Source organism: Prosthecomicrobium pneumaticum (assembly GCF_014199915.1).
Classification (GTDB): domain Bacteria; phylum Pseudomonadota; class Alphaproteobacteria; order Rhizobiales; family Kaistiaceae; genus Prosthecomicrobium; species Prosthecomicrobium pneumaticum.
The window spans coordinates 415,016-441,271 of the sequence record NZ_JACHOO010000001.1 but is presented as its reverse complement, the minus strand read 5'-3'; the positions used below and the strand labels follow the sequence as shown (position 1 = coordinate 441,271).

Below are 26,256 nucleotides of genomic sequence, written 5' to 3'. Positions count from 1 at the left end.
CCGTCAGATCATCGGCATCTTGTCTTCGACCATGGTGCAGCCGGCGATGCGCATCGCGCCGTCCTTTTCCTGCTCGAGCTGGAAGTAGGCGATCCAGTTCGAACCATCCGTGCCCGAGATGAAGACGATCTGGATCGGACCGGCCTTGGTCTCGCTAAAGGGGCCGAGCGCGACGGCGCGCGGCCGGTGCATCGCCGGGTAATAGGTCCGGATCATCGTCATGAAGGCGTCGCCCGTCGGGAAGGCGCGGCGAACGCCCGCCGAGGTCAGCTTGTAGGCCGACGGCGTGTCGTCGCGCTTGATCGCCTCGATCTGCGCCATCACCGCGGAGCGGGCGCGCGGATTGGTGCTCGCCGCGATCGCCGCGGGCATCGCGCCTCCCACCGACGCCTCCACTGCGGCCGGCTGATGAGCCGATGCGGCCCGCGCGGACGGTTCGTCGCCGAAGCCGGCGAGGGTGGCGCTGGCGGCGAGGGTGAAGACGGCGGCGGCCGAGAGAGAAAGGGCGAGACGGGACATCGTTGCGGTTCCTGCCTGTCACGTTCGTTCGTGACGAGACAAGCCGCCGACCCGGACCGGGGTTTCACGGCGCTATTGATGCGGCGCCTCTGTCAAGGGTTCAACAGATGCGGGGGGCGATGATTCGTGATGGCGGGCCTCGCCCGCGCTCGTCCAGAAAACGTTAACTATGCTAAGGCCTTGCGCGCCGTTGCGAAGATTGCCGGCGGGCCGTGCGTCACGGACGGTCACGTCATCGTGACCGCGGCTTCGAGCGCCCGCTTCGGAGGCGCGGCCGCGGGCTGGACCGGCTGCGGCATCTGCTTGACGAGTTCGGCGTGTTCTTCCTCCGCCCGGTCGGCGAGGGCGTGCCAGCCGCGCTTGCGGGCCTTCGCCGCCAGGCAGCGCCAGTAATCGCGGCTGCCGCGGCGCCCGGCCCGCCGGCGGGCACGCCAGTCCGGCGGGGCGTCGCCCGTCGCAAAGACATGGGCGACGAAATCGACGAGCATGCCCGCCTGCAGCATGAACATGGTCGGAGGGTGACCCGTGACGGGCAGGTGGATGGGCTGCGCATGGGGAAGGCCCGCCTCGATCTGCTCGGCGTTCCACCGGTCCTCGCGGTGCCTCGGATCGTAGACGAGGATGGTCTTTGCCGTGCGGCTCGCCTCCTCGATCAGCCGGTCGTTGACGAAGGTGAGCGTCCGGCCGCGTCCCCGGAAGCGCTGGTCGGGTCCGGAGCGTTTCGGATCGATCGAGATCTGCGGCGCGATCGACAGGACCGAGCTCGCCTTCAGCCGGGCACCGTAGAGAAGGGCGCCATAGCCGCCCATGCTGCTGCCATAGGCCATGATCGCCGAGCGGCCCTCGAGCACGCCCGACCGCTCGATCGCGGCGAGGCCGTGCTCCATCTCCCGCGTCTGCCACCAGTGGTTCCAGCGCGAGACGAAGAACAATCCCGAAGCACGGCCGAGCTTGCCCAGAATGCGTTCGCCGAACGCCACCTCGACCGGGGCGTCCTCGTTCGTCACGTGCGAGAACCCGACGAGAAGCCGGTCCGAGCCCTCGAGATAGCGCACATCGAGGTCCTTGCCGCTGTAGAGCGTGATCATCGGCGCTCCCTGTCCGCTCGCCATCGATCAGGCGGCGAGCGCCGCGCGGGCGACGAGGCGTCCGCTCGCCTGCTTGACGAAGTCGACGACCTGCCGCTCGAACGCGAAGCCATCCCGCGTGAAGCAGTATTTCGGCAGGTGCCAGACATAGTCTTCGGCGGGGTAATGGAGATCGAGGACGGCGACGCGCGGATCGTCGACGGTGGCGGAGGGAAGGGCCGTCTCGCCGTGGCGCCAGGTCTTGATCGCGACGAGGATCTTGTTGTCGACGCTCCAGCGGCTGCGGATCGCCTGCCAGAGCCGGGCGATGTGCGTTCCCGTTCCCGCCGAGGGGCGCTGGACGTGGCAGACCAGCACGGTCGGCGCATCCGCCTCCATCAGGGCGCGGAAGTGCGCGAGCCGGCGCTCATAAATCTCGATCAGCGGCGCGAAGTCGTTCTCCGCATAGCTCGGCCCGACCTCATGGTTGAAGCCGACCTTGAGCTTCGGATTGGTGCAGAAATTGTAGTTGGGATTGAAGACGAGGTTGGCGCGGTCGAGATAGCCGGCGAAATCGGTCTCGAACAGCGTGGCGGTGGTGGTGATCGGGTGGACGGAGAGGTCGAACGGGCCGGATTTCTCGCCGAGCTTCGCAAAGGGCTTGACGCCCCATTGGGTCAGCACCGTGCGGCTGAAGCAGTCCTCGCCGATCGAGACGAAGCGGACGCCCTCGAAGGTCTCGAGGTTGCGGCGCCGTTCCGCCGCCTGCACGACCATACGGTCGAAATACTCGCTCACCATCGCGCTCGCTGCCGCCCGGGCGGACAGGATGGTCGCCTCGTCCTCGGTCGAAACGGAGAAGCTCTTGCGGGCGGTGAGAGCGAAAAGATCCTGGAGTGCCTTGCCGAGCGAGCTCGAGACATTTTCCTCGGAAAATGCTTCGTTTTTGTAAGCAATCAAGCTCATCTTTCACTCCATTGCCGTTCACCTCATCTCTATTGATGCCTTCTGTACTATTCTTTGGCAAGATGCTGCTTTGCAGCAAGAGCCGCGCGAGAGGCCGCCGCCGGCCCTGATCGGGCGCGGCGGCGGCCCTGTGTTCGGAGGTCGTCAGGCCGGCTGAGGCGTTCCCTCGGGACCGGAACCGGTGCGGCGGGCGGGCGGGAAGGCGAGGGCCATCGCCGCAGCGGCGATGCCGACGCCCGCCGAAGCGACATAGAGCCAGTAATAGCTGCCGAAATGATCGTAGAGCCAGCCGCCGCCGACCGGGCCGAAGGCCATGCCGATCGCCGACACCATGGTCGCGGCGCCGAGCACGGCCCCCATCACGCGCTGGTCGAAATAGTCGCGTGCCAGCACCGCATAGAGCGGCATCACGCCGCCATAGGCCATGCCGAGCACAGCGGCGAGCAGGTAGAATTCCGAGAGTTCGGAGACGTGGACATAGGTGTAGATGCCGACCGCCTGCAGCACGAGGCCGCCGACGATCACGCGGCGCGCGCCGAAGCGGTCGCCCATCAGGCCGAAGGCGACGCGGCCGATCAGGCCGGCGAAGCCCTCGACGCTGTAGATGCTCGCCGCCGCGAGCGGCGTGGCGCCGCAGATCATGGCATAGCTGACGGTGTGGAAGATCGGCCCGGAATGCGCGGCGCAACAGAGGAAGAAGGTGAGCGCGAGCACGGCGAATTGCGGCGTGCGGAGCGCGGCGCCGATCCGCGACGGCGGCGCGGCGGGCACCGCCGCTGCACCGGCGGCGGGAAGCGGCGCGGCTGCGGCCTCCGGCGGACGGCGGATGAAGAGCGCGGCCGGGACGAGCAGCACGACCGCGCCGAGCGCGGTTGCCGCCATCGCGGTCCGCCAGCCGAGTGTTTCGATCAGGACCGTCGCGAACGGCGTCATCACCATCGGCGCGACGCCGGTGCCGATCGACACGAGCGAGACGGCGAGACTGCGATGGCGGTCGAACCAGCCGACCGTCGCCGCCATGATCGGGGCGAAGAACGCGCCGCCCGATGCGCCGACGAGCACGCCATAAGCGAGCTGGAAGACGACGAGATGCTGCGCGAAGCTCGCCAGGATCAGACCGCCGCAGAGGAGGATCGCGGCGGCGATCACCACCGGCCGGGCGCCGATCCGGTCGCTCAGCGTGCCCCAGCCGAAGCCGCAGACGCCCATCGAGACGAAGCCGATCGTCATCGCCGCAGAGATGCCCGCCCGGCTCCAGCCGGTCTCGGCGGCGATCGGCTGCAGATAGACGGGCAGGGCGAACATCGCCCCCATCGCCACGCAGGTGATCAGCGCGCCCGCCGCCACGACCACCCAGCCATAATTTCGTTCCATCGCGCCCACTCCCTCGAAGCGTGTGAGCCAAGGACGAAGAGAACCACCGCCATGCGACAGGCGCGACGACTATTTTCGCGGACGGCGTGCGCCTGTCGCGAAGCGCGCGCGAGAACGGCTCGATCGAGGGCGGCGGGGCCGCCCTCGATCTTCCGGATCCGCCGTCAGGCGGGGCGCCAGCCGGCCTCCTTGAGGCGCTTCGGCAGCAGCGCGTCGATCACCGCGAAGGCGAGGATCGCGAGGCCGCCGAGCGGGAAGAGGACGCCGAGCGCGACGGCGATCGTGGAGACGCCGGCGCTCAGACGAAAGTCCTTCGCATAGCGCGGCGCGCCGACCGCCCCCGCAGGCCGCCGCTTCCACCACATCGCGATACCGGAGATGCAGAGGAGCAGCACGAAGGCGAGATAGACGAGGTTGAAGACGAAGTTGATCGGCCCCGCCATGCCCTTGTGCAGGGCGATGCCCCAGGCCATCAGCTTGCCGAGCGGGCTGTAATCGGCGAAGCGGATATCGGCGAGGATGTTGCCGGTGTAGCGGTCGATATGGACGAAACGGTCCGAGGAGGGCAGGGCGCTGTCCTGATTGCGGCCGTCATAGGCGACCGTGTAGACGCCCGTCTCGCTCATCGGCAGGGAGAGCTTGTACTGGCCGGTGAAGCCGTTCCGCGCCGCCCAGGCGGTGACGCTGTCGAGCGAGACCGGGGTTCCGACACCCGGTGCCCCCGCGGTCGAGCCCGAGGCCGGCATCGGCGTCGCGTCGAGCGCCCAGGGCTCCTCCTTGGGCAGCCCGTGATCGAGCGCCGCATGGGTGACATCCGACAGCGGGACATTGTCCCATTTCTCCGCCGGGAAGCCGGACCAGGGCTTCGCGAACCGGTCGCCCCAGACGCCCGTCCAGGCGAGCCCGGACAGCATGAAGAGCAAGAGGAACGCCGCGGTCCAGACGCCGAGCGACTTGTGCAGGTCCTTCCAGAACGCCCGGCCCTTCAGGGCGAGATTGGGGAAGAGCGCCCGCGCGACGCCGACCGAACCGCGCGGCCACCAGAGATAGAGGCCGGTGACGACCAGCACGATCGAGAGCGAGGCCGCGACCTCGATCAGCCGGTCGCCGACATCGCCGATCAGAAGCGTCCCGTGGATCTTCTCGGCGATCGCGCGGACCGTGCGGCCGAGGTCGGTGGTGGCGACCACCGCGCCCCGATAGGGATCGACCGCGACGGCGAACGAGCCCTGGTCGCTCTCGATCTGGAAGAAGGCCGGGCGGTCCGCCCGCTGCGGCGCGACATAGGTGGTGAGCCTGCCCCCCGGAACGGCGGCGAGCGCGGCATCGGCCTGCGCCGATACCGGCCGCAGACCACCGCCGACCGCGACGTCGGGCACCCAGCCCAGTTCGTTGCTGCGGTCGGAATAGATCATCATGACGAGTCCGGTGAGGACGAGCATGACGAGGAAGGGCACGACATAGAGGCCGGCATAGAAATGCCAGCGCCAGACCGCCCGGTAGAGCCGGGTGCTCGCCGCGGCATCGGCCGCCGGCTGTGTGATCGTCGACATGAAAAACCCGAAGGACGTGAGAGATCGATGCGCCGGAGCGGCGCGGTTGATGAGGCGGGATCTCAGGCGTCCGAAACCGGAGGACCGCGCGGCAGGCCGTCCTCGGCCGGCTTCCGGCCGGCGACGAGGTCGCCTTCGCGGGCGAGAGCGAAACGGGCGCGCCGGTCGGGCGGGTCCGATCGAACGAGCGCCGGGGCGGCCGGAGGCACGGCACAGCCGGCCGCGCAGGCGACCGGGCAGAGATCGCAGCCGAACGACCCGATCGGCGCACCGCCGTGACCCGGCCCGGCATCGTCGCCGCAGAGCACCGCGAGCGATGCGACGAGCGCCCTGTTGCTTATGAGGTCCGGCGAGGCGAGGGCGCCGAGGAGGACCGGCAGCAGGAGCGCGAGCGCGACGAGGCCGCTCGCCGCACGGCGGAGCGCGGCGAGTTCGTCCCGGATCGTCCGTGCCGGCCCATGCCTCATCGCGGCAGGGTCCGGCGCCGGGGCGCGAGTGCGTTTCGCGTGCGGATGACGGGTCTCCCGGGGTTCCGGAGCGGGATTGGATCTTCTCCGGGAGGCGCGGGGGGCCTCCCGGAGCGATGTCGGCGGGGCGCGACCGAAGAGCCGCGGCCCCGAGCCTCAGGCGGCCTCGTAGAGCCGCCGTTCGAGCAGCGGCGTGCCGCGCAGGCCGTTGAGCGCCTTGGCGACCGCGAGCACCGCGAGATCGACGAGCGGCTCGATCACGATCACCAGCATGTAGGCGCCGCCGAAGCTGGCGATCGCCGCTGTGTTCTCGGCGGAGAAGCCGTGGCCGTAGAAGGCCCAGAAGGCCACCCAGAGGACGATGCCGGCCTGATAGGTCGTGGAGAGGGCGAGCGCCTGCCGGTAGCGCAGCGCCACATAGGGCGTGTCCGGCGCGATGATCCGTCGGGCGACGGCGGTGAGCGCAAAGAGCGGCACGAGCAGGGTCGTCACGTTCATGCCGTATTGCGGCAGGTCGAAGGGCGCGAAGAACAGACCCTGGATCAGCAGGCCGAGCGCGAGCCCGATCGCCGCAGGCGCGAGGCCGAAGACGAGGAAGAGCGTCGAGCCGAGGATCAGATGGACCTCGGAAACCCCGACCGGATAGTGCGGCAGCACCTCGAAGAACGAGAACACCAGCGCGGTGGTCGCAACGCTCCGTCCGGCGAGGGACGCGAAGCCCTGCGCACGGATCGCGTCGGCGGCGAGCTTCAGGGCGTAGACCCCTGCGCCGGCGGCGGTGGCGTAGCTCAGTCCGATCTTGGCCTCGGAAACGAGGCCGGGTTCGATATGCATGTCGGTCTCCTTGCCGTCTCACCCGACGGCGTTCGGTTGCACGTCCTACGCATGGCCGGTCTCCTGACTCGCGGGTCACCGCGGCCTTCCGCCTTCCCGGCCCTTCGAGGAGGAACCAGTGGCGTTTCGGAAGGCCGCTCGCCGCTCACAGTCGCGGGGGCGGTCGGGGCTTCGGGCCGCTGCCGGCCCTTCCCCGTTCCCGTTTCATCCGTCGATGCGTCGCCGCAGCGAAGGACACCATGCACCCTGCGAGGAGGGGGCAGCGCCCGCCTCCCGTCAAGCTCAGCCGGCCCGCATGGGGACCGCACGACGAGCGCGGTCGCGCGTCGCCGGGCCGGCGTATCGCGGTGCGCCGCGCTTACGGCAGGCGCCTCGTCTCAGGCGAGGGTGGGTGGTGCACGCGGACTGGCGGGGGCGCCGCGGCGGCCCGGCCGATGCGGTACGGCGGACTGCGGGAGGAGGGGCGCCGGCCCGGCTTCGCGGGCGAGGATCAGTCCTGCCGCGGCCGGGGCCGGCAGGACGACCGCGCCGAACAGGCTGCAGCCGAACAGGCAGCAATCGGGGAGATGGCGGGGGCCGCCGGAGTCGCCACCGGCCGGCGCGGCGTCGGCGCCATGGGCGGTGCAGATCACGTTGCCGAAGGCGTCGAGCGCGGCCGGATCGGCCCTTCCGCCCATGGCCAAGGCGCCGGTGAGCGATTGGAGAATGAGGAAACAGGCCGCGACGAGCGCGACCCAGGACCTCTCCCGCCGCCACCAAGCCTTCAACGGACGCCCCCCTGTGACCCCATCCTGCCTAGCATCCCGCCGCCCACTTGCCTACCGGGACAGGCGGCCGCACGGCGGGTCCCGCTGCCGCCCGGCTTCGCGTGCGCCGCACAAGCCGTGCGGTCCAGACCGGCAACAGCCAAAAGCCCGGGAATCCGCAACAAGGTCTCACGTGAGACCTTTTTTGAGGTCTCACGGGGTCTCATGTTCCCGGTGCGTTCTCAGAGGCCGTCCGCTAAGTGCTTGAAATCATTGGTGAGCGGGGCGGGGATCGAACCCGCGACCAGTTGATTAAAAGTCAACTGCTCTACCACTGAGCTACCCGCCCGCCCGCTGAAGCGGACTCGGCTACCGATCGGCGGCCGTCCTTCGCGAGGCGGCCGGAAGCTAGTCGCCGGGCCGGACCGGGTCAAGACGTCGGCCGAACTTATCCGCCCGAGGCATCTTCCGCGCTGTCCGAGTTCCGCGGTTCGCTCTCGCCGCGCCCCTCGCTCTGCAGCAGCATGTCGGCCGCACGTTCGAGATTGACGGCGGCCGCCAGCGCCCCGTGGGTCCGTGCCTCTTCCGCCAGATTGCGCAATTCCCGGTGCCTCGACTGCATCGCTCTCTCCTCGCGTGCAGATCCGTTATCGCCATCGGGCGCCGCCACGCACCCGACCGGCTCGACGATCATAGGGCCGGCTCGGCGGCCGAAACAAGAGGAGGGGACGGCCAAACGGCGTCGTGGCATCGGAATCAAGCCGGACCGCGCCGAAAAACCGCCCGGCGCGGTCCGTTGGACGATGCGGGCGCCCGCTCAGAGCGCTTCGAAGCGGATCGGCTGGGCGCCTTCCCAAAGCGTCATCTTGCCGAGCGCGGTGAGGTTCTCGAGGCCGGAGGTGAGGGTGAGGAAATGATTGCCGGCGAGCTGGCCCATCTTGGAGGCGAAATGCACGCCGCCATAGGCGAGCAGGATCTCCGTCTCGCTGATGCCGCCGGGATAGAGGATGATCTGGCCCGGCGCCGGATAGCTCGTATGATTCTCGTAGCCGACGCCGAAATCGAGCTCGCCGAGCGGGATCCAGACGCCTTCGCCGCTCCAGCGGACGTGCACCACCTTGCTGACGAAGGGCATGTGGGCCTTGAACGCCGCGACGGTCTTCGGAGCATCGGCCTCGAAACGGGCTTCGAACGTATAGGGGCCGGCGATGACGCGGATGTCGGACATGGGATTTCCCTGAGAGACACGATTCTTGACGACGAGATCTCGATGCCGAGAGTTCGGAAGGTGGATTTTCCGCTTTCATGGCATGGCGGCCGGCCGCTGTCCACGCGGCGGGCCGCTTCCGGGCGCGGCACCCGACGCCTAGACTGACCCGCCCGAACCGACAGGACCGCCGTGCCCGCCACCGATCGAACCGAACGCTTCCGCCGCCGCCTCCGGGCTCTCTATTACGGCGAGACGCGGCGCTCGGCCCGCTTCCGCCTCGCCGTTCTCTCGATCGACATCGTCGTCATCGGCTTCTTCATCGCTGCGCCGGTAATCCGCGAGACGCGGTACTTCCTGCCGGTCGATTACGCGCTCGCCGCGCTGCTGGCGCTCGACATCGGGGCGCGGATGCTCGCCTTCTCGCCCGAGCGGCCGTGGTGGCGCCGGCCGAGCATGTGGATCGACCTCTTCGTCCTGTCGACGCTGCTCGCGCCGCAATGGCTCTTCAATCTGGGGTTCCTGCGCGTTCTGAAGCTCTGGTCGCTCGTTCACAGCGACCTCTTCTGGCGCACGCTCGGGCGCCGTCTCGACGACACGCGCTGGGAAGACGTCGTGAAGAGCGTCGCCACGCTTCTGACCTTCGTCTTCGTCGTCACCGGCTTCGTCTATACGATCTTCCTCGGCAGCCACCCGCAGCTGACGGGCTATGTCGACGCGCTCTATTTCACGATCGCGACGCTGACCACGACCGGATTCGGCGACATCACGCTGCCCGGCGCGCTCGGCAAGCTCGTCTCGATCGTGACGATGGTCGCCGGCATCTCGCTCTTCGTGCGGCTCGCCCAGGCGATCGTCCGCCCGCACAAGGTGGTCTATCCCTGTCCGACCTGCGGGCTGCTGCGGCACGATCCCGACGCGGTGCACTGCAAGGCGTGCGGCACGCTGCTCGCCATCCCCAACGACGAGAGCTGACGCGCCGCGTTGACGCCGGCGCGGCGCGTGGCATGGTCCGGCGCATGAAACACGCCGTCCTCCTGCTCTCGCTCCTGCTCCTCCTCACCGCCGCGCTGCGGGCCGAATCCGTCGACCCGCGGCTCCTCCATCGCGTCAACATCATCGACGGCACCGACGATCGCGGCTCGATCGTCGAACTCGGCCCCTCGCTCGGACTGAGCGGCAAGGAGATCGGCCGGATCCGGCGGGTCTCGGGCTATGTCGGCTGCCTGTCGCCGTCGCCCTCGGTCGGGTCGGGCGCGCTCTTCCTCACCGACCGGCAGGTGCTCACCGCGGCACACATCTTCTTCGAGCCTTCGGGCCGGCCGCGCTCGAAGTGCTTCTTCCGCAACCAGGCGGCCGATTCGGTGATGATCGACCTCGCCGTCGATCCGGCAAACGCCCGCTTCGGCTCGAAGACGCCGAAGGCCGGTTCGAACGACGACTATGCGATCGTCCGGCTCGTCGGCCCGGTCGAAGGGGCCGAGCCGTTCCCGGTCGATACCGCGACGCCGGTCGCCGTCGGCGATTCGCTCATCGTCGTCACCGCCCATCCTGCCGGCATGGAGGCGATCGACCGCGGCACGCCTGTGGCGCAGGGCTGCAAGGTGCGCCGCGTGCCGCGCTCGAGCCGGGCGACGAATTTCTACCGTACCGATTGCGACGCGACCGGGTCGTCGTCCGGCGGCATGCACCTGTCACGCGTCGGCGGACGCCTCGTTTTCCGCGGCATCACGATCACCACCGGCCCGTGGCGCGACCCGGCCTTCATGGGCGTACCCTATAATGAGGGGCGCGGCAGCGTGACGACGGCGCTCTCAACCGACGCGGCGATCCTTGAAGCCGGGCGGGCGCTGGCAGCCGCGCCATAAACCCGCGGCAGCCGCACGTCGGTCCTCAGCGCCCGTAGTGCTGCGTCATTTTCGCGACGAGTTCCTGATAGCCGAAACCGCCGGTACGCCAGGCCTGCGCATCCTGGCGGACGCGGCCGAGCTCCGCCCGCCGCTGCTCGATCACGGCGGCGATCCGCTCGAGGATGGGCTTGCGCATCGCGACGATGGTGCCGAAGGTCGCCTTGTCGATCTCGATCGCCTCGAGCCGGCCGACCGCGGTGACCGTCGCGGTGCGGGTTGCGCCGGTCAGCAAGGAGATCTCGCCGGCCATCTCGCCCGGACCGAGCAGGGCGATCTCCTTCGGCCCGCCCGGCGCGTGCAGCGTGACGCGCGCCTTGCCGGCTGTGACGACGAACATCGACGTTCCGAAATCGCCCTGGCTCATCAGCACCGCACCGCTCGGGAAATTGCGGACCTTGGCGAGGCCCGCGAGGGTGGTGAGCTCCGCTTCGTCGAAGGCCTCGAAGAGCGGCAGGGCCCGGAGGGCGCGGAAGATATCCATGGCGGTTCCTCGCTCGTTGCGGTCCGATCTCCCCACTATCGTCAGCCGGAGGGGATCGAGGCAAGCGACCGAGGTCACAGAGATCAGTGATCGAGCGCCTCGCCGATCGCGGCGATGGCGACCCCCATCACGGTGAGCGGCGTCGGCTCGAGCGGATCGAGGGCGCTGCGGGCGTCGCGTTCGGAGGCCCCCATCCGGCGGGCGAGTTCGCTCGGCGTGATCGAGGACTGCTCGAAGGCGGCGATCAGCGCCAGCTTGGCGATGATCACCGGGTCGACCGGGATCAGCTCACCGTCCTCGATCGGCAGGCCCGGGAAGAGCGGCTGGCGCGACGAGAGCCGGGCGCGCAGCGTCTCGGCGAGCGTCAGGTTCGCCTGCTCGCGCGCCTCCGCCTCGCCCGCCGCCTTGACCAGCGCCTCGGGCAGGTCGGGGAACGAGCCGAGCACGAAGCCCGGCTCCGGCGCCGGGGTGAAGAGCGCGCGATAGGAGACATAGGCGACGCGATCCTTGCGCCGCGCCGGCGCGGTCTCGATCGGGATCTCGGTCTTCGTCGTGGATTGCGGCATCGGCATCGTTCCCCAGCGGTCTGGCCGACTGCTCCAACGCGCGACACGGTCAACGGATGCGCCGCACACGGCACGGCGCTGCGGGACGCGGAAGCCGGGTGTTTGCCTCTTGCTCATACGGTATCACCGTATTACGATATTATTCAAATGATGATCGGGTCTGCCGGGCATCGACGAGGGAGGAAGACCATGGATGTGCAGGCCGGTTCGCGCCAGACCGCCGGGATGGATCTCGCGGCGGTCAGGACGGAGCTGTTCATCGACGGCGAATGGCGGCCCGGCGACGGTCTGATCTCGGTCGTCAATCCGGCCGACGGGAGCCTTGTCGCCGAGGTCGCGAACGGCACGCCCGACCATGCCCGCCTCGCCCTCGACGCGGCGGTGCGCGCGCAGGACGCCTGGGGCCGCCTCGCGCCGCGCGCCCGTGCCGGTCTGATGCATGCCGCGCATCGTCTGATGCTCGAGCGCGAGGACGTGATCGTCCGCACGATGACGCTCGAGAGCGGCAAGCCGCTCACCGAATCGCGTGCCGAATTCCGGCTGTCGGCGGATTTCCTGCTCTGGTTCGCCGAGCAGGTCGCCCATGTCCACGGCACCTATGCGACGAGCTCGCATGGCGGCTTCCGGGTCGTCGTGACGCATCAGCCGGTGGGGCCGAGCCTTCTCATCACGCCCTGGAACTTCCCGCTCCTGATGATCGTGCGCAAGGCCGGCGCGGCGCTCGCCGCAGGCTGCACGACGATCACCAAGACGGCGCAGGAGACGCCGCTCACCGGCGCGCTGTTCGTTCAGGTGCTGCAGGATGCCGGGTTCCCGAAGGGCGTCGTCAACCTGATCCACACCCGTGATTCCTCGGCGATCTCACAGAATCTGTTGCGCGACGGGCGGCTGCGGAAGGTGAGCTTCACCGGCTCGACGCGGGTCGGCAGCCTGCTGCTGGCGCTCGGCGCGGAAAACATCGTCAACGCCTCGATGGAGCTCGGCGGCGACGGGCCCTTCCTCGTGCTCGACGATGCCGATATCGAGCTGGCGGTCGATCAGGCGATCATCTGCAAGTTCCGCAATGCCGGCCAGGCCTGCGTCGCCGCGAACCGCATCATCGTCGACCGGAAGGTCGAGCGCGATTTCACCGAGCGCTTCGTCGGCAAGGTGAAGGCGCTCACCGTCGGTAACGGGCTCGATGCCGTCGATGTCGGCCCGATGATCTCCGCGAAGCAGCGCGACCGGCTCTATGATACGCTCAACGATCTGAAGCGGGCGGGCGGCGCGGTGTTGACCGGCGGCCGCGCGGTGCAGCGGCCGGGCTTCTTCTTCGAGCCGACCGTCGTGCGCTTCGACGGGCCGAACGAGGCGCTCTGCAACAACGAGCTGTTCGCCCCGATCGCCACGATCTTCGCCGTCGACGGCGTCGAGCAGGCGCTCGATTTCGCCAACGAATCCCGCTACGGCCTCGCCTCCTATGTCTTCACGCGCGACCTCACCCGCGCCGTGGCGGTCGGCGAGCGGCTGGAGTTCGGCATGGTCGGCATCAACCGCGGCATCATGGCGGACCCCGCCGCGCCGTTCGGCGGGACGAAGGCCTCAGGCATCGGCCGCGAGGCCGGTCATGACGGCATCTACGAATTTCTCGAGCAGAAATACATGGCGCTGACCGTCGGCGAGATCGGCGGCGCGGCATGAGCGGCATCATGAGCGGCATGGAGAACCGGCTGGGCCTCGGCCTCGTCCGCCAGCCGCGCACCGTCCTGTTCGGTCCCGGTCAGCGGCGGCAGGTGCCGCGCATCGCCGCGGGCTATGGCAAGAACGCGCTGCTCGTCACCGATGCGCGCATGGCGACGACGGCGGAGTTCGGAGCGATCGCCGCGGCGCTCACGGAAGCCGGGATGACCGTCTCCGTCTATGACGGCGTGCTGCCCGAGCTGCCGCGTCGCAATGTCGTCGAAGCGGTCGCCGCCCATGCCGGGAAGGGGATCGACGTCCTCGTCGGGATCGGCGGCGGCTCGGTGATGGACCTCGCGAAATCGGTCGGCGCGGTGCTCGCCAATGGCGGCGACGTGCGCGACTATTTCGGCGAGTTCCGCGTGCCGCGCGCCTCGCTTCCCGTCATCACGGTGCCGACCACCGGCGGCACCGGTGCGGAAGTGACGAGCCTCGCCATCGTCTTCGACGAGGAGCGCGGGATGAAGATGGCGATCGCCGACGCGAACATCGAGCCGGTCGCCGCGATCATCGATCCGGAACTGACCTTGAGCTGTCCGCCCGGCCTCACCGCGGCGACGGCGGCGGATGCGCTGTCGCACCTCGTCGAGGCTTTCACCGCGCGGCCGAAGAACCCGACGCCGGAGCAGCTCGCCAGAGAGATCTATGTCGGCAAGAACCGGATCACCGACATGTTCTGCGCCGAGGGCCTGCGGCTGATGAACGGCGCGCTCGCCCGCGTCGTCGCCGACCCTTCCGATCTCGCTGCCCGGTCGGACGTGATGTTCGCCGCCTATTGCGCCGGCATGGCGATCAACACCACCGGCACCGCCGCGGCGCATGCCATCCAGTCGCCGATCGCGGCGATCGGCCATGTGGCGCACGGCTTCGGCGTCGGCGCGCTGCTCCCCTATGTGATGCGCTTCAACCTGCCCTATGCGACGGCCGAGTTCGCCGCGATCGGCCGCATCCTCGGCGTCGCCGAGGCCGGTCGGCCCGAGATCGATCAGGCCCGCGCCGCGATCCTGCGCGTCGAGGCGCTGCTCGAGGCCGTCGGCGCGCCGCTCGAACTGACCGCGCTCGGCATCGGGCCGGAGCATTTCGCACAGATCGGCAAGGCGTCGGTCCAGGCGACGCGCCTCGTCATCAACAATCCCGCCCCGCTGACGGAGGAGAACGTCGTCGCGCTGCTCGCGCGCGGCGTGGCGGGCGACAGGAGCTGGTGGTCCGCTCCCTGAAGCCGCGGGAGGCGGCGGAGCGGCATCGGGAGAGAGGGCGGTGCGGTCGGAGGGCCGCGGCGTCGACGAACATCTGAGGGAGGATCATGTGAGCGCACCGCGCCAGAACCGCCAGAACGCCGGGTGGCACCGCTTCCGGCTCGGCGATTTCGAATGCACCGTGCTGTGGGACGGCTATATCCACCACGGCTATGAAGGCATCTTTCCGAACGCCGACCCGGCCGAAATGGCCCGTCTCAAGGCCGAACACCGGCTGCCCGTCGACCATATCCCGATGGATCTCAACCCGGTCGTCGTCAATACGGGCGACCGGCTCCTTCTGATCGATGCGGGCATGGGCCGCGTGTCGACGATGTTCGGTGACACGATGGGCCGGCTGATGGACAACATGGCCGCGGCGGGGATCGCGCCCGAAGAGATCGACGCGGTGCTGATGACGCATCTGCACCCCGATCATTCCTTCGGCCTGATCAACCCCGATGGCTCGGCCGCCTTCCCGAATGCCGATCTCTACTGCACCGAGGCGGACTGGGCGGAGTGGACCGACGAGGGCAATCTGCGCCGCGACGATTTCCGCGCGCCCTGGACGGAAGGCACGCTCGCGGCCGTCGCGCCCTATCGCGACCGGCTGAGGCTGTTCCGGCCGGGCGATACGTTGTTTCCGGGCGTCACCACATTCTGCGTTGCCGGTCATGCGGCGGGCATGTGCGCCTATATCGTCGAGAGCGCGGGCGAGCGGGTCGTCTTCACCGGCGATGTCGCCCATCACCAGGTGTTCGACCCCCTCCATCCGGAGTGGTTCTTCCACATGGACTATGACAGCGATCCGGAGCAGGGCGCCCGCGCCAAGGCGGCGATCTTCGCCAAGGTCGTCGACGAGGGCATCCGCTTCCACGGCTACCACTTCCCCTATCCGGGGCTCGGCGACATCACGCGCGCGCCGGATGATACCTACCGCTTCCACGCCGAGCCGGTGAACCCGCGCCTTTAGCGTCGGCGGCCGAGGCGGCCTTGGCCGCCGCTTCGGCCTCTTCCGCGGCGAGGATCTCGCGGTTGCGGCGGCTGTATTCCATGACGGCGAGATCGCCGGCGAGAATGATGTGGTGCTCGCAGGCCGCCCAGGCGGCCGCGGGATCGCGCTTCACGGCGGCGGCATCGATGATCGCCTCGAGTTCGGCGATCGAAGGCTCGATGCGCGCCGGGTCGACGAAGGCGTAGCGCCGGAACACCGCGATGCGGGCATGGATGCTGCGCAGGCTCTCGGTCAGCACGTCATTGCCCGCCCCGGCCGTCAGCTGGCGATAGAAGTCGGCCTTGATCTCCTCCCGACTGTCGACATCGCCCTTGCGGTATTCCTTGTCGAGCCGGTTGGCGAGCCGCACGAGGTCTTTGCACTGCGCAGGGCTCGCATGAAGCGCGAAGAGCTCTCCGGCGAGACCTTCGAGCGCGGCGCGCACGACATAGATCGACTTGATCTCGGCCTCGGTCAGCACCGTCACCATCGGCCCGAGATTGGGCAGAACCTTGATCAGGTGCTCCGATTCCAGCTGGCGAAGCGCCTCGCGGATCACAGTGCGCGAAACGCCATAGGCGTCGCACAGCGTGTTCTCGACCAGCCGCTGTCCCGGCATCAGCGCGCCATTGAGAATATCCTCGCGAATGAGGCGCACGACCTGCTGGCGCAGGGGCGCTGCCGTGCGGTCGATGATCTTGCCGTTCTGCATGGGGCGGTGTCCGCTGCTGTAATATCGTAGTATGGGGTGAGGGCGGCGCCAACTAGATGTCCCCTTTCGGGGGGCGAGGCAACCCCGTCTCGCTGCGGAAGGCGTGCCGCCGCCGCTCAACCCACGGTAACACCGCCGCAGACGAACAGCGTCTGGCCGGTGACGAAATCGGCGCGGGAATCGCAGAAGAAACTCACCGCGTTGGCGACGTCCTCAGGCGTGCCCATCCGGCCGACCGGCACGCCGTCGACGATCGCCTTCGTCGCCGGACTCTCCGGAGGGTTGTTGTGCCAGAAGGCGCTCGTCGCGATCGGGCCGGGCGCGACGCAGTTGACGGTGATGCGGTCGCGGGCGAGCTCGAGCGCCCAGGTGCGGGCCATCGACTGGAGCGCGCCCTTGCTGGCGCTGTAGAGGGTGCGCGCCTCCTTGCCGAGCGTGACGCGGCTGGTGTTCATCACGATCCGGCCGCTGCCGAACCGGCGCATCGCCGGCACGAGCGCCTTGCCGGCGATGATCGCGGTGCGCAGGTTGAGGTGCATCACCCGGTCGAAATCCGCGAGCCGGACATCGTCGAAGGAGGCCGGCGCGACGATGCCGACATTGTTGACGAGCGCGGCGACCGGATGATGGTCGGCGACCGCCGTGAAGGCGGCTTCGGCCGCCGCGGCGTCGGAGAGATCGACGAGCCGCGCGTCGGCCCGAAGGCTGTCGGCTTCCGGCGCCACCACATCGAGGACGATGACGCGGAAGCCGTCCGCCTGCAGGCGGAGCGCGATCGCCTGGCCGATATTCCGTCCGCCGCCTGTGACGACGGCGCAGGGCTGCGACATGATGGATTGTCCCGGTGGCAGGAGGGGAACCCCCGGACCGTCCGGTCCGGGGGAGGAGGGGTCAGGCGGCGGCGGCCTTGGCGAGGGTCAGCCGGTAGCCCTGATAGTCGTTCCGGGCCGAATTGTCCGCGTGCTTCATGTATTCGCCGAAGCCGCCCATGTAGAAGCTGACGGCCTTCGCCTTGCCCGGGATGTTGGCGCCCGACACCCACCAGTCGATCTTGTGGAACAGCGTCATCTGCTCGATGCGAGAGCACTCGTCGAGCCAGGCCTGTTCGGCCTCGGGCGTCGCCTCGATGGTGTCGATGCCGCGCGCATTGACCGCGCGGATCGCCTCCGACACCCATTCGGCCTGCCATTCGATCGCCGGCGGCTGGTTGGTGAAGGGGCCGGGCGGTCCGTAGAGCGAGAACATGTTCGGGAAGCCGGCGGCCGACAGCCCGAGAAAAGCGCGCGGCCCGTTCGCCCAGTGATCCTTGAGCTTGACGCCGTTGCGGCCCTGGAAATCGATGCGGACGAAATTACCGGTCACAGCATCGAAGCCGGTGGCGAAGATCAGGTAGTCGAGCTCGACCTCGCCCTCCGCCGTGCGCAGGCCCTTCTCGGTGAACTCGACGATCGGGCTCTTGCGCAGGTTGACGACCGACACGTTCGGACGGTTGATCGCCTCGTAATAGTGGTTGTCGCAGAGCGGCCGGCGGGCATAGAGGTCGGTCGGCATCACCGCCTCGCGCTTCGCCGGGTCGGTGACGACCTGCGCGATCTTGCGGCGGATGAAGTCGCAGGCGGCGGCGTTCGATTCGCGGTTGGTCGCGATGTCGTTGAACGTGCCGAACATGAAGTTGAAACCGCCGCCGTCGTTCCAGGCCTTCTCGAAGACCCGCTCGCGCTCTTCGGCGCTCACCTCCATCGCGCCGACCGTCGCCTCCTGGAAGGCGAAAACGGTCGCCGACTTGCGGACCCGGTCGAAATAGCCGTCGAGCTGATCGGCGATCGTGTCGAGAAAGGCGGGATCGATCGGATGGTTCTGCGCCGGCACGGAGTATTGCGGCGTGCGCTGGAAGAGCGTCAGGTGGCCGACCTCGCCGGCCAGTTCCGATACCACCTGCACGCCGGTCGAGCCGTTGCCGATGACGCCGACCCGCTTGCCGCGGAAATCGATCGGCTCCTTCGGCCAGTTGGCGGTCTGCAGCACGCGGCCCTGGAACCGCTCCTCGCCGGGGAAGGGGGGCTTGTTCGGCGCCGACAGGAGGCCGAGGCCGGTGATCAGGAACTTGGCGCTGATCCGGTCGCCCTTATCGGTCTCGACATCCCAGCGATTGGTCGCCTCGTTGAAATGCGCCTGCGTCACCGCCGTCGACAGGATCATGTTCTTGCGCAGGTCGAAGCGGTCGCTGACGTGCTCGAGATAGGAGAGAATCTCGGCCTGGCGCGGATAGCGTTCGGTCCACTTCCAGTCGCGATAGAGCTGCGGGTCGAAGCTGTAGCAATAGACCCAGCTCTCGGTGTCGGAGCGCGCGCCGGGATAGCGGTTCCAGTACCAGGTGCCGCCGACGCCGTCGGCCTTGTCGATCAGCCGGACGTCGAGGCCGAGCTTGTTCTGCAGCTTGTGCAGCATCACGAGGCCGGAGAAGCCCGCGCCGAGCACAAGGGCGTCGAGGGTCAGAACGGGCTTCCGGGCGGTATTGTGCTGTGTCACGGCGTGGTTTCCTCTCTCTTCTTACGCGCGTCTCCGCCGGCAGCGGGGCAGGGACGGCGTCTCTCTCCCATGGGTCGTCGAAACCGGATCGCCGAAGCGCGGGGCTCCGGCCGCCGGGCTATTGCGCGGTGTATCCGCCGTCGCAGACGAGGCTCGCGCCCGTCACGAAGCGCGCTTCCTCGGAGGCGAGGAACAGGATGCAGTTGGCGACATCGACCGGCTCGCCGAGGCGGAGCGGGTGCTTTTCGCCCATCATGGCGAGATAGGCCTCGCGTCCCGCCGGCCAGCTGTCGGCCGCCGCCATGAACAGCTCGGTCTTGGTCGAGCCGGGATGGACGGCGTTCACGCGGATGCCGTGCGGCGCGTAGCAGATCGCGTCCGTCTTCGTCATCAGGAGCACCGCGCCTTTGGTGGCATGATAGGCGGGCAGGTCGGCCGAGCCGATCAGGCCGTAGATCGACGAGACGTTCACGATCGCGCCCGACCCGTGCTCGATCATCCCGGGCAGGACGTGCTTCGTCATCAGGAACGTGCCTTTGACGTTGACGTCGAAGACGGCGTCCCATTCGGCGACGCTCGTCTCATGGACGAGCCGGTTGACGCCCGGCGTGCCGGCATTGTTGACGAGGATGTCGACGAGGCCGAAGGTGCGGACGGTGTCGGCGACGCCCTCGCGCACGCTCTCCTCCCGCCTCAGGTCGGTCTTGACGAAGATCGCCCGGCCGCCGGCGGCGCGGATCGTTTCGGCGACGAACTCGCCATCGCCGAGCCTGTCGAAGATCGCCACCCTGGCGCCTTCCTCGGCGAGCCGGAGCGCGGTCGCCTTGCCGATGCCGCGTGCGCCTCCGGTGACGATCGCCGTTCTGCCGGCGACTCTTCCCTCTGCCATTCCTTCCTCCCTGAAGTCCCGCGGTTCCTCCCCCGCCTGCCGGCTCATGGCCTCTTCCGGCATGTCGGAATTGATACGGTAATACCGTAATACGGTCAAGCGGAGGGATCGCGGTTGACATAATACCGTAATACGATAATCTTGCAATCAAGGCCGCGACGCCAAGGCGGCCATCAGCCATCGGGGAGGATGGAATGCGGTTGTCGGGGAAGGTCGCGCTGGTGACCGGCGCGTCGCGGGGCATCGGGCTCGGGATCGTCGAGCGCTTCGCGGAAGAGGGGGCGATCGTCTATGCCGGCAGCACCAATCCGCCGACCGGCGTCTATCCGCAGGGCGTCACCGGCGTGAGGCTCGACGTGGCGCAGGAAGGTGACTGGAAAACCGTGGTCGAGCGTATCCTCGCCGAGCAGGGCCGCATCGACGTGCTCGTCAACAATGCCGGCATCATCGTCTATGAGTGCGTGCACGATCTGACCCTCGACGCCTGGAACAAGGTCGTCGCGGTCAATCAGACCGGCGTTTTCCTCGGCATGCGGGAAGTTCTGCCGGCGATGCGCGCCCAGAAGAGCGGCTCGATCATCAATGTCTCGTCGATCTGGGGCGTCGCCGCGGTCGCCGGCGCGCATGTCTATCACGCGACGAAGGGGGCGGTCGGCGTGATGTCGAAGAACGCCGCGATCATCTATGTCGGCGACGGCATCCGCGTGAACTCGCTCCATCCGGGCTTCATCGACACGCCGCTCACCCAATCCCAGGACCCCGGCATCAACGCCGCCGTCATCGCCGCGACGCCGATGAAGCGCGCCGGCACGACGCGCGAGATCGCCAACGGCGCGCTGTTCCTCGCCTCGGACGAGAGCAGCTTCATGACCGGCGCCGAACTGGTGATCGACGGCGGCTATCTCGCCCAGTGAGACTTTGGCGGCGCGGCGCGCCGCCCCGGTCGCCGCCGTCCGGCGGCGACACGAGAGCATTGCGTAAGTCAGTAATCTCGTATTACAGTATTACTGCGCAGGAGGGCGCAGAGGCCGGTTGAACCGCGTCCGGGAGATGCGGTTCCGCACGGCGATGCCGTGCCGCCGGCCTTTCGGCCGGCGGATGGGCGAGGCCCGGCACGGCCGATCCTTGCAATGCCGGTCACGCATCCGCAGTCGGCTCCGAAAAGGGGCGCAAGGGAGGAAAACCACATGACCCGTTCGAACTTCATGCTGGCGGCGACCGCCGCGCTGGCGCTGTCCGGGCTCGCCCCGATCGCCGCACATGCGGCCACCGCCGACGAACTGATGACGTCGCGCCTCGGCACCACGACCGCCGACCCGGCGATCGTCGAGGCGATCGGACGCGCCGCGCAGCCGGTGACGCCGGAATTGCGGGCGAAGGCGCTCGAGTGCTGGAACAACAATGGCTGCGACACCGGCACCGGCGGCGCCGTCTCGGTCGCCTATGCCGACGGCTTCGGCGAGAACGTCTGGCGCCGCGTCACGGCGATGGAGTTCATCCAGCAGGCGCTGACCTATCCCGAGATCGGCAAGATCCAGTACAGTTCGGCGCGCGGCGATGCCTCGAAGGCGATCTCGGACCTGCGCTCCTATATCGCCCAGGGCGTCAACGTCATCGTCATCTTCGCCGATCACGGCGCCGCGCTCGGCCCCACCGTCCGCGAGGCGAAGGAAGCCGGCATCCAGGTCGTGCTGCACAACGGCACCGAGGTCGGCACGCCCGGCACCGATTATCTCACCAACATCGCCGAGAACATCTGCCAGCTCGGCAAGGATTTCGTGAAGGCGGTGCGCGAGGGCAATCCGGAGGCGAAGAGCATCGTCGCGCTCGGCGGCGTGCCGGGCAATACGCTGAGCTCGACCTGGCAGGATTGCGCGGATCAGGAGGTCAAGAGCTTCGACGGGCTCGGCATTCTCGGCCGGATCGATACCAACTGGACGCAGGAAGGCACCTTCACCGCGGTGTCGACCGCGCTGTCGCAATATGACAAGATCGACGGCTACATCTATGAATATGCGGACGGATTCCGTGGTGCGGTGCGCGCCTATCAGCAGGCCGGCCACAAGCTCGACTTCGTCGCGGCGCTGCGCACGGACGAGCAGGGCCTGTTCTGCGACTGGGAGAAGGCGAACGATCCGGCCTTCAAGATCTACTATTCGTCCGGCCAGAACTTCCAGTCCCGCTTCGCCCTGACCGCCGCGATGATGGCGATCGCCGGCAAGTCCGTCCCCGCCCGTATCGACGTGCCCTTCAAGATGAAGCCGGCCGTCAAGGGGCTCTGCAACCCGGCCCTGCCGATGGAGATGTCCGTTTCCACCATGGTGGATGCCGAGACCCTCAAGGCGATGTTCGCCCAGAAGTGACGCCGGCGGCCGGGGTGGAGGTGCGCCTCCGCTCCGGCCGTCCGCTCGCCCAAGACGCTCGCCCAAGACGCTCGCCCTCTTGCCGCCGGGAGAACCGCGATGCCGGAAACCGTTCTGAAGATCGAGCGCGTCTCGAAGACCTATCCGGGCGTGCGCGCGCTCGACACCGTCAGCCTCGACTGCCGCGCCGGCGAGGTGCACGCCATTCTCGGCGAGAACGGCTCGGGCAAGAGCACGCTGATGAAGATCGCGAGCGGCGCGATCACGCCGGACGGAGGCACCGTCGAGATCGGCGGCGTGCGGCTCGAAGCGGCCGATCCGCGGGCGGCGCACGCGCTCGGCCTCGCCACCGTCTACCAGGACGACTCGCTGGTGCGCGAACTCACGGTTGCGCAGAACCTCTATCTCGGCACCAGGCCGGGCAGCGTTCCCTTCCGCGCCATGGAAAGCTGGGCGGCGGCGCAGCTCGCGCCCTATGGCGTCGCGATCTCCGTGCGCACGCTCGTCGGCGACCTCACGCCGGCGCAGCGGCAGTTCGTCGAGATCGTCAAGGCGCTGATCGCCGGGCCGCGCGTGCTCCTTCTCGACGAGCCGACCTCGACGCTCGACATCGACGGCGTCCGCCAGCTCGCCGGCATCGTCCGCGACCTGACGGCGCGCGGCACCGGGGTCATCTATGTCAGCCACCGCCTGCCCGAGATCCTCGATCTCGCCGACCGAGTCTCGATCCTGCGCGACGGCGTGCATCAGGGCACGTTCGACGTCACGCCGGACCTCTCCGAACACGATCTCGTCGCCCGGATGATCGGCCGCGACGTCGAGGGCGAGTTCCCGCCGAAACCGGAGCGGCTGCCGGACGAGCCGGTGCTCGCGGTCGAAGACCTCACCGGACAGGCATTCCGCAGCGTCTCCTTCACGGCGCGGCGGGGCGAGATCCTCGGCTTCGCCGGGGCGGAGGGCAACGGCCAGCGCGAGGCGCTGCGGGCGATCGTCGGGCTCGAGGAGGCGAGCGGTGCCGTGCGCTGCGCCGGCCGGCCGGTCGATACCGCCTCGCCCGATGCCGCGCTCGCCGGCGGCATCGCCTTTCTGAGCGCCGACCGTCCGGGGGAGGGGGTCTTCCCGGAGCTCGCCGTCCAGAAGAACATGGTGCTGACCCAACTCGGCCGCTTCCTGTCGCACGGCTTCCTTTCCGCCGGCCGCGAACGCACTGTCGCGGACCGGATGAAGACCGACTTCACGGTCGTCGCGGCGAGCCTCGACGTGCCGGTGGCCGGGCTCTCGGGCGGCAACCAGCAGAAGGCCGTGCTCGCCCGCAGCTTCCGCTCCGGCGCCAGGGTCGTTCTCATCGACGAGCCGACGCAGGGCGTCGACGCCGGCGCGCGCTACGAGATCTACAAGGCGATCCGCGAGAACATCCGCGAGGACGGCGCCTGTATCGTCAATTCGTCCGACGCGCAGGAGCTCGAGGGCATCTGCGACCGCGTGCTCGTCTTCTCGCGCGGCCAGATCGTGCGCGAACTCGTCGGCCCGGACGTCACCGAGGAGAACATCGTCGGCGCCTTTCTCACCTCGCGGCACGGCAAGGCCGCCGCCGGTCCCGCCGACGAGGCCGGGCCGATCCAGCGGCTCTTCGGCGTGCTCGCGAACGGCAGCGCGGTGTGGTGGGTCCCGCTCGTCTTCCTCGCCCTTCTGACGCTCCTCGTCGGCACCTGGGCAGCGACACAGAGCCCGGTCTTCCTGAAGCCGATCAACATCCGCCACATGCTGCTCGCCGCCGCGCCCGCCGGGCTCGTCGCGATGGCCCAGCTGATGGTGCTGCTGGTGCGCGGGCTCGACGTCTCGGTCGGCTCGCTGATGAGCCTCACGGTCGTCGCCGCGTCCTTCATCCTCGCCGGCGGCGGGCCGGGCCTCCTCTTCGCCGGTGCGGCCGGCTGCCTGCTGCTCGGCCTGCTGGTCGGTCTCGCCAACGGATCGCTGGTGCGCTTCGCCGGCATCAACCCGGTGATCACGACGATCGCCATGCTCTCCGTCCTGCAGGGCGTTGCACTCGTGCTGCGGCCGATCCCGGGCGGGCTGATCGATCCGGGCTTTGCCGAACTCTTGCGCACGCGGATCGGCTTCCTGCCGGTCTCGACGCTCTTCCTCCTCGTCCTCGCGATCGCCGGCGATCTCTGGCTCAACCGCAGCCGCGCGGGCCTCGAGACCAAGGCGGTCGGCTTCCGCGAGGAGGCGGCGCGGCGGAACGGCGTGCGCGTCGACCGTGTCCAGCTGCGCGCCTATGCGCTCGCCGGCGGCATGGCGGCGCTCGCCGGCCTGTTCCTCGGCTCGGAGGTCGGCGTCGGCCACCCCACCGTCGCGCAGAACTATGCGCTGACGAGCATCGCCGCGGCGGTGCTCGGCGGGGCGGCGCTCTCCGGCGGCCGCGGTTCCTTCGCCGGCGCGTTGTTCGGCGCGGTCTTCTTCACCTTGATGATCAACGTCATCTCGATCCTCGGCCTGTCGTCTTCGGTCGGCGTGATCGCGAGCGGCGCGATGACCCTTCTCGCCATCTTCCTCTATTCCGGCCTGAAGGAATTCGAGCAGCTCCTGCGCGGCCTGCGCCGGCGGAAGAGCCCCGCCGCGCTCGCCGCCGCCGAGTGATCCGATGCAGACCGGCAGCCGGTTGCCCGCAGAAGGAGGCCAGACCATGCACGCTTCGACCCGTCTCGCGGCGCCCGCTTTCGCGCCGCCGCGCCGCCCGGCGCTGCCCCGCCTGCCGATGCGCTTTCTCGCCATCTGGCTGGCACTCGGGGTTCTCATCGCGATCTGCGCGATCGGCCTGCCGCGCAGCGTCGCGCCGACGACGATCCAGACCGTGCTGCCCTTCGTCGCCTTCCTCGCGATCGCCGCGATGGGCCAGGCGCTCGTCCTGATGGGCCGCGGTATCGATCTCTCGGTGCCGGGCATCGTGTCGCTCGCCAGCGCCGTCCTGCTCGGCGTCTCGAACGGCAGCGACGACCGGTTGTGGCTCGCCATCCTCGCGGCGCTCGCGGCGGCGGTCTGCGTCGGCCTCGTCAACGGCCTGCTCGTCGCGGTGCTCCGCCTCAACGCGCTGATCGTCACGCTCGCGACGGGGGCGATCGTCGGCGGCATCACGCTCTGGTATCGGCAGGGCCTGGCGGCCGAGGCGAAGGTGCCGGAGACGCTCGCCACCTTCGCCGGCCAGCGCGCCTTCGGCTTGCCGATCTCGGTGTGGTTCGCGCTCGGCCTCGCCGTGCTCCTGACCGTCGGCCTGCGCAAGACGGTGGCGGGCCGCCGCTTCGAGGCGGTCGGCGCCAATCCGCGCGCCGCTCATGCGAGCGGCATCCGCACCATGCGCTATCAGGCCGCCGCCTTCGTCCTCGCATCGCTCCTCTACGGCGTGCTCGCCATCCTCCTCTCCGGCTTCATCCGCAATCCGACGCTCGAGGTCGGCAACCCCTACCTCCTCGCGCCGATCGCCGCGGCGGTGCTCGGCGGCACCGCGATCAGCGGCGGCATCGGCAGCATGATCGCCGTCCTCGGCGCATCCCTCTTCGTGATGCAGCTCGACCAGGCCTCGAAGATGATGGGCCTCGCGACCTCCTGGCAGCTGATCGTCCAGGGCGCCGCGATCGCCGCCGGCATGTGGCTCTCGGAAGCCGCCTCCCGCTCCGGCCGGCGCTGAGCGGCGGGGCCGCTCAGCGATCGCCGCAGACGTCCGAGACCGGCATCGCCGGCCATATCGGGCGAGGCGAAGGGGCGAGCGGGACAGGCGCGCAGGACCGGCGGGTCTCGCGGCCTCCATCCCCGGCCCGACGGATCGCCCGCCTGCCTCCTCCATCCGTCGTCCCTCGGGCAGTCGCCGGCGGCATCTCGATCAGCCGCATCCGGGCGGCTGTTGACGAGCAGAACAAAACATGAACATACTCGACTTGTCCACAGCCATGGAGCAATGCCGTGACCGCTCTTCTCCGTGATATCGCTGCCCTTTTCGCCCTCGGCCTGTTCGTCGCCATGCTCGGCCTCTGGTCCGACATCGTGCTCGCCATGGTCTGAGCGGACGGGGGATAAGGGGACGTTCGCGATGGACCGTGCGGTGCAGCCCGGGGGACAATGGGGGGAGGA

The 26,256-nt window shown here is 68.9% G+C and carries 25 protein-coding genes, 1 tRNA gene and 1 riboswitch; of the genes, 9 read left to right on the top strand and 17 right to left on the bottom strand.

The window, feature by feature from the left end; translation table 11 throughout:
* Window positions 1–3 precede the first annotated feature (3 nt).
* The 11 genes from GGQ63_RS01985 to GGQ63_RS01935 all read right to left on the bottom strand — a co-directional run bounded on the left by GGQ63_RS01985 (window position 4) and on the right by GGQ63_RS01935 (window position 8,754).
* Window positions 4–519, bottom strand: a complete 516-nt coding sequence (locus GGQ63_RS01985) for a DUF4864 domain-containing protein (RefSeq protein ID WP_183851936.1) — start codon at window positions 517–519, stop codon at window positions 4–6.
* A gap of 227 nt (window positions 520–746) precedes the next feature.
* Entirely contained in the window at window positions 747–1,607 is an 861-nt protein-coding gene (locus GGQ63_RS01980) for a hypothetical protein (protein ID WP_183851934.1), read from the bottom strand.
* A 27-nt stretch (window positions 1,608–1,634) separates the two neighbouring features.
* Entirely contained in the window at window positions 1,635–2,552 is a 918-nt protein-coding gene (locus tag GGQ63_RS01975) for a hypothetical protein (RefSeq protein WP_183851932.1), read from the bottom strand.
* 144 nt (window positions 2,553–2,696) lie between these two features.
* Window positions 2,697–3,926 (bottom strand): MFS transporter, encoded by a 1,230-nt coding sequence (locus tag GGQ63_RS01970; RefSeq protein WP_183851930.1) that lies wholly within the window; start codon window positions 3,924–3,926, stop codon window positions 2,697–2,699.
* 164 nt (window positions 3,927–4,090) lie between these two features.
* Window positions 4,091–5,479, bottom strand: coding sequence for a PepSY-associated TM helix domain-containing protein (locus GGQ63_RS01965; protein ID WP_183851928.1), 1,389 nt, complete (start codon window positions 5,477–5,479; stop codon window positions 4,091–4,093).
* A gap of 62 nt (window positions 5,480–5,541) precedes the next feature.
* Window positions 5,542–5,946, bottom strand: coding sequence for a hypothetical protein (locus tag GGQ63_RS01960; protein ID WP_183851926.1), 405 nt, complete (start codon window positions 5,944–5,946; stop codon window positions 5,542–5,544).
* A gap of 156 nt (window positions 5,947–6,102) precedes the next feature.
* A complete protein-coding gene (locus tag GGQ63_RS01955) occupies window positions 6,103–6,780 on the bottom strand; it encodes an energy-coupling factor ABC transporter permease (RefSeq protein WP_183851924.1) in 678 nt (225 codons plus the stop codon).
* A 36-nt stretch (window positions 6,781–6,816) separates the two neighbouring features.
* A riboswitch (cobalamin riboswitch) is annotated at window positions 6,817–7,037 on the bottom strand.
* Between the two features lie 120 nt (window positions 7,038–7,157).
* On the bottom strand, window positions 7,158–7,547 hold the full coding sequence (locus GGQ63_RS01950) for a DUF2946 family protein (protein WP_183851922.1): 390 nt from the start codon (window positions 7,545–7,547) through the stop codon (window positions 7,158–7,160).
* Between the two features lie 253 nt (window positions 7,548–7,800).
* Window positions 7,801–7,875 (bottom strand) — tRNA-Lys (locus GGQ63_RS01945).
* Between the two features lie 99 nt (window positions 7,876–7,974).
* On the bottom strand, window positions 7,975–8,220 hold the full coding sequence (locus GGQ63_RS01940) for a hypothetical protein (protein WP_183851920.1): 246 nt from the start codon (window positions 8,218–8,220) through the stop codon (window positions 7,975–7,977).
* A gap of 123 nt (window positions 8,221–8,343) precedes the next feature.
* The gene (locus GGQ63_RS01935) at window positions 8,344–8,754 is read right to left on the bottom strand and encodes a DUF3830 family protein (protein WP_183851917.1); all 411 of its coding nucleotides are present in this window, start codon (window positions 8,752–8,754) and stop codon (window positions 8,344–8,346) included.
* A 171-nt stretch (window positions 8,755–8,925) separates the two neighbouring features.
* Here GGQ63_RS01935 and GGQ63_RS01930 point away from each other — a divergent pair, with 171 nt between their 5' ends.
* Both GGQ63_RS01930 and GGQ63_RS01925 read left to right on the top strand, forming a co-directional pair.
* Complete coding sequence (locus tag GGQ63_RS01930; protein WP_183851915.1) at window positions 8,926–9,708, top strand: ion channel; 783 nt, start codon at window positions 8,926–8,928, stop codon at window positions 9,706–9,708.
* 44 nt (window positions 9,709–9,752) lie between these two features.
* Entirely contained in the window at window positions 9,753–10,601 is an 849-nt protein-coding gene (locus tag GGQ63_RS01925) for a S1 family peptidase (protein ID WP_183851913.1), read from the top strand.
* A gap of 25 nt (window positions 10,602–10,626) precedes the next feature.
* Here GGQ63_RS01925 and GGQ63_RS01920 read toward each other — a convergent pair whose 3' ends face one another.
* On the bottom strand, window positions 10,627–11,124 hold the full coding sequence (locus GGQ63_RS01920; RefSeq protein WP_183851911.1) for a cyclic nucleotide-binding domain-containing protein: 498 nt from the start codon (window positions 11,122–11,124) through the stop codon (window positions 10,627–10,629).
* A gap of 83 nt (window positions 11,125–11,207) precedes the next feature.
* Complete coding sequence (locus tag GGQ63_RS01915; RefSeq protein ID WP_183851909.1) at window positions 11,208–11,690, bottom strand: type II toxin-antitoxin system HicB family antitoxin; 483 nt, start codon at window positions 11,688–11,690, stop codon at window positions 11,208–11,210.
* Between the two features lie 189 nt (window positions 11,691–11,879).
* On the opposite strand from GGQ63_RS01915, the gene GGQ63_RS01910 reads away from it, so the two are divergent.
* From GGQ63_RS01910 to GGQ63_RS01900, 3 genes are all read left to right on the top strand, one after another.
* The gene (locus GGQ63_RS01910; protein WP_246429557.1) at window positions 11,880–13,370 is read left to right on the top strand and encodes an NAD-dependent succinate-semialdehyde dehydrogenase; all 1,491 of its coding nucleotides are present in this window, start codon (window positions 11,880–11,882) and stop codon (window positions 13,368–13,370) included.
* Window positions 13,367–14,626, top strand: coding sequence for an iron-containing alcohol dehydrogenase (locus GGQ63_RS01905; RefSeq protein WP_246429556.1), 1,260 nt, complete (start codon window positions 13,367–13,369; stop codon window positions 14,624–14,626). The genes GGQ63_RS01910 and GGQ63_RS01905 overlap by 4 nt, the downstream gene beginning before the upstream one ends.
* A gap of 88 nt (window positions 14,627–14,714) precedes the next feature.
* A complete protein-coding gene (locus GGQ63_RS01900; protein WP_183851907.1) occupies window positions 14,715–15,617 on the top strand; it encodes an MBL fold metallo-hydrolase in 903 nt (300 codons plus the stop codon).
* On the opposite strand, the gene GGQ63_RS01895 is transcribed toward GGQ63_RS01900, so the two are convergent.
* The 4 genes from GGQ63_RS01895 to GGQ63_RS01880 all read right to left on the bottom strand — a co-directional run bounded on the left by GGQ63_RS01895 (window position 15,556) and on the right by GGQ63_RS01880 (window position 19,768).
* Window positions 15,556–16,350, bottom strand: a complete 795-nt coding sequence (locus GGQ63_RS01895; RefSeq protein WP_183851905.1) for a GntR family transcriptional regulator — start codon at window positions 16,348–16,350, stop codon at window positions 15,556–15,558. The genes GGQ63_RS01900 and GGQ63_RS01895 overlap by 62 nt on opposite strands.
* Before the next feature lie 116 nt (window positions 16,351–16,466).
* Window positions 16,467–17,180, bottom strand: coding sequence for an SDR family NAD(P)-dependent oxidoreductase (locus GGQ63_RS01890; RefSeq protein ID WP_183851903.1), 714 nt, complete (start codon window positions 17,178–17,180; stop codon window positions 16,467–16,469).
* A 61-nt stretch (window positions 17,181–17,241) separates the two neighbouring features.
* On the bottom strand, window positions 17,242–18,879 hold the full coding sequence (locus tag GGQ63_RS01885; RefSeq protein WP_210308346.1) for an NAD(P)-binding domain-containing protein: 1,638 nt from the start codon (window positions 18,877–18,879) through the stop codon (window positions 17,242–17,244).
* 118 nt (window positions 18,880–18,997) lie between these two features.
* Complete coding sequence (locus GGQ63_RS01880) at window positions 18,998–19,768, bottom strand: SDR family NAD(P)-dependent oxidoreductase (protein ID WP_183851901.1); 771 nt, start codon at window positions 19,766–19,768, stop codon at window positions 18,998–19,000.
* 194 nt (window positions 19,769–19,962) lie between these two features.
* Here GGQ63_RS01880 and GGQ63_RS01875 point away from each other — a divergent pair, with 194 nt between their 5' ends.
* From GGQ63_RS01875 to GGQ63_RS01860, 4 genes are all read left to right on the top strand, one after another.
* On the top strand, window positions 19,963–20,682 hold the full coding sequence (locus tag GGQ63_RS01875; RefSeq protein ID WP_183851899.1) for an SDR family NAD(P)-dependent oxidoreductase: 720 nt from the start codon (window positions 19,963–19,965) through the stop codon (window positions 20,680–20,682).
* A 273-nt stretch (window positions 20,683–20,955) separates the two neighbouring features.
* Window positions 20,956–22,131, top strand: coding sequence for a substrate-binding domain-containing protein (locus tag GGQ63_RS01870; RefSeq protein ID WP_183851897.1), 1,176 nt, complete (start codon window positions 20,956–20,958; stop codon window positions 22,129–22,131).
* A gap of 99 nt (window positions 22,132–22,230) precedes the next feature.
* On the top strand, window positions 22,231–24,771 hold the full coding sequence (locus GGQ63_RS01865) for an ATP-binding cassette domain-containing protein (protein ID WP_183851895.1): 2,541 nt from the start codon (window positions 22,231–22,233) through the stop codon (window positions 24,769–24,771).
* A 46-nt stretch (window positions 24,772–24,817) separates the two neighbouring features.
* Window positions 24,818–25,816, top strand: coding sequence for an ABC transporter permease (locus GGQ63_RS01860; RefSeq protein ID WP_183851892.1), 999 nt, complete (start codon window positions 24,818–24,820; stop codon window positions 25,814–25,816).
* Window positions 25,817–26,256: the final 440 nt, after the last annotated feature.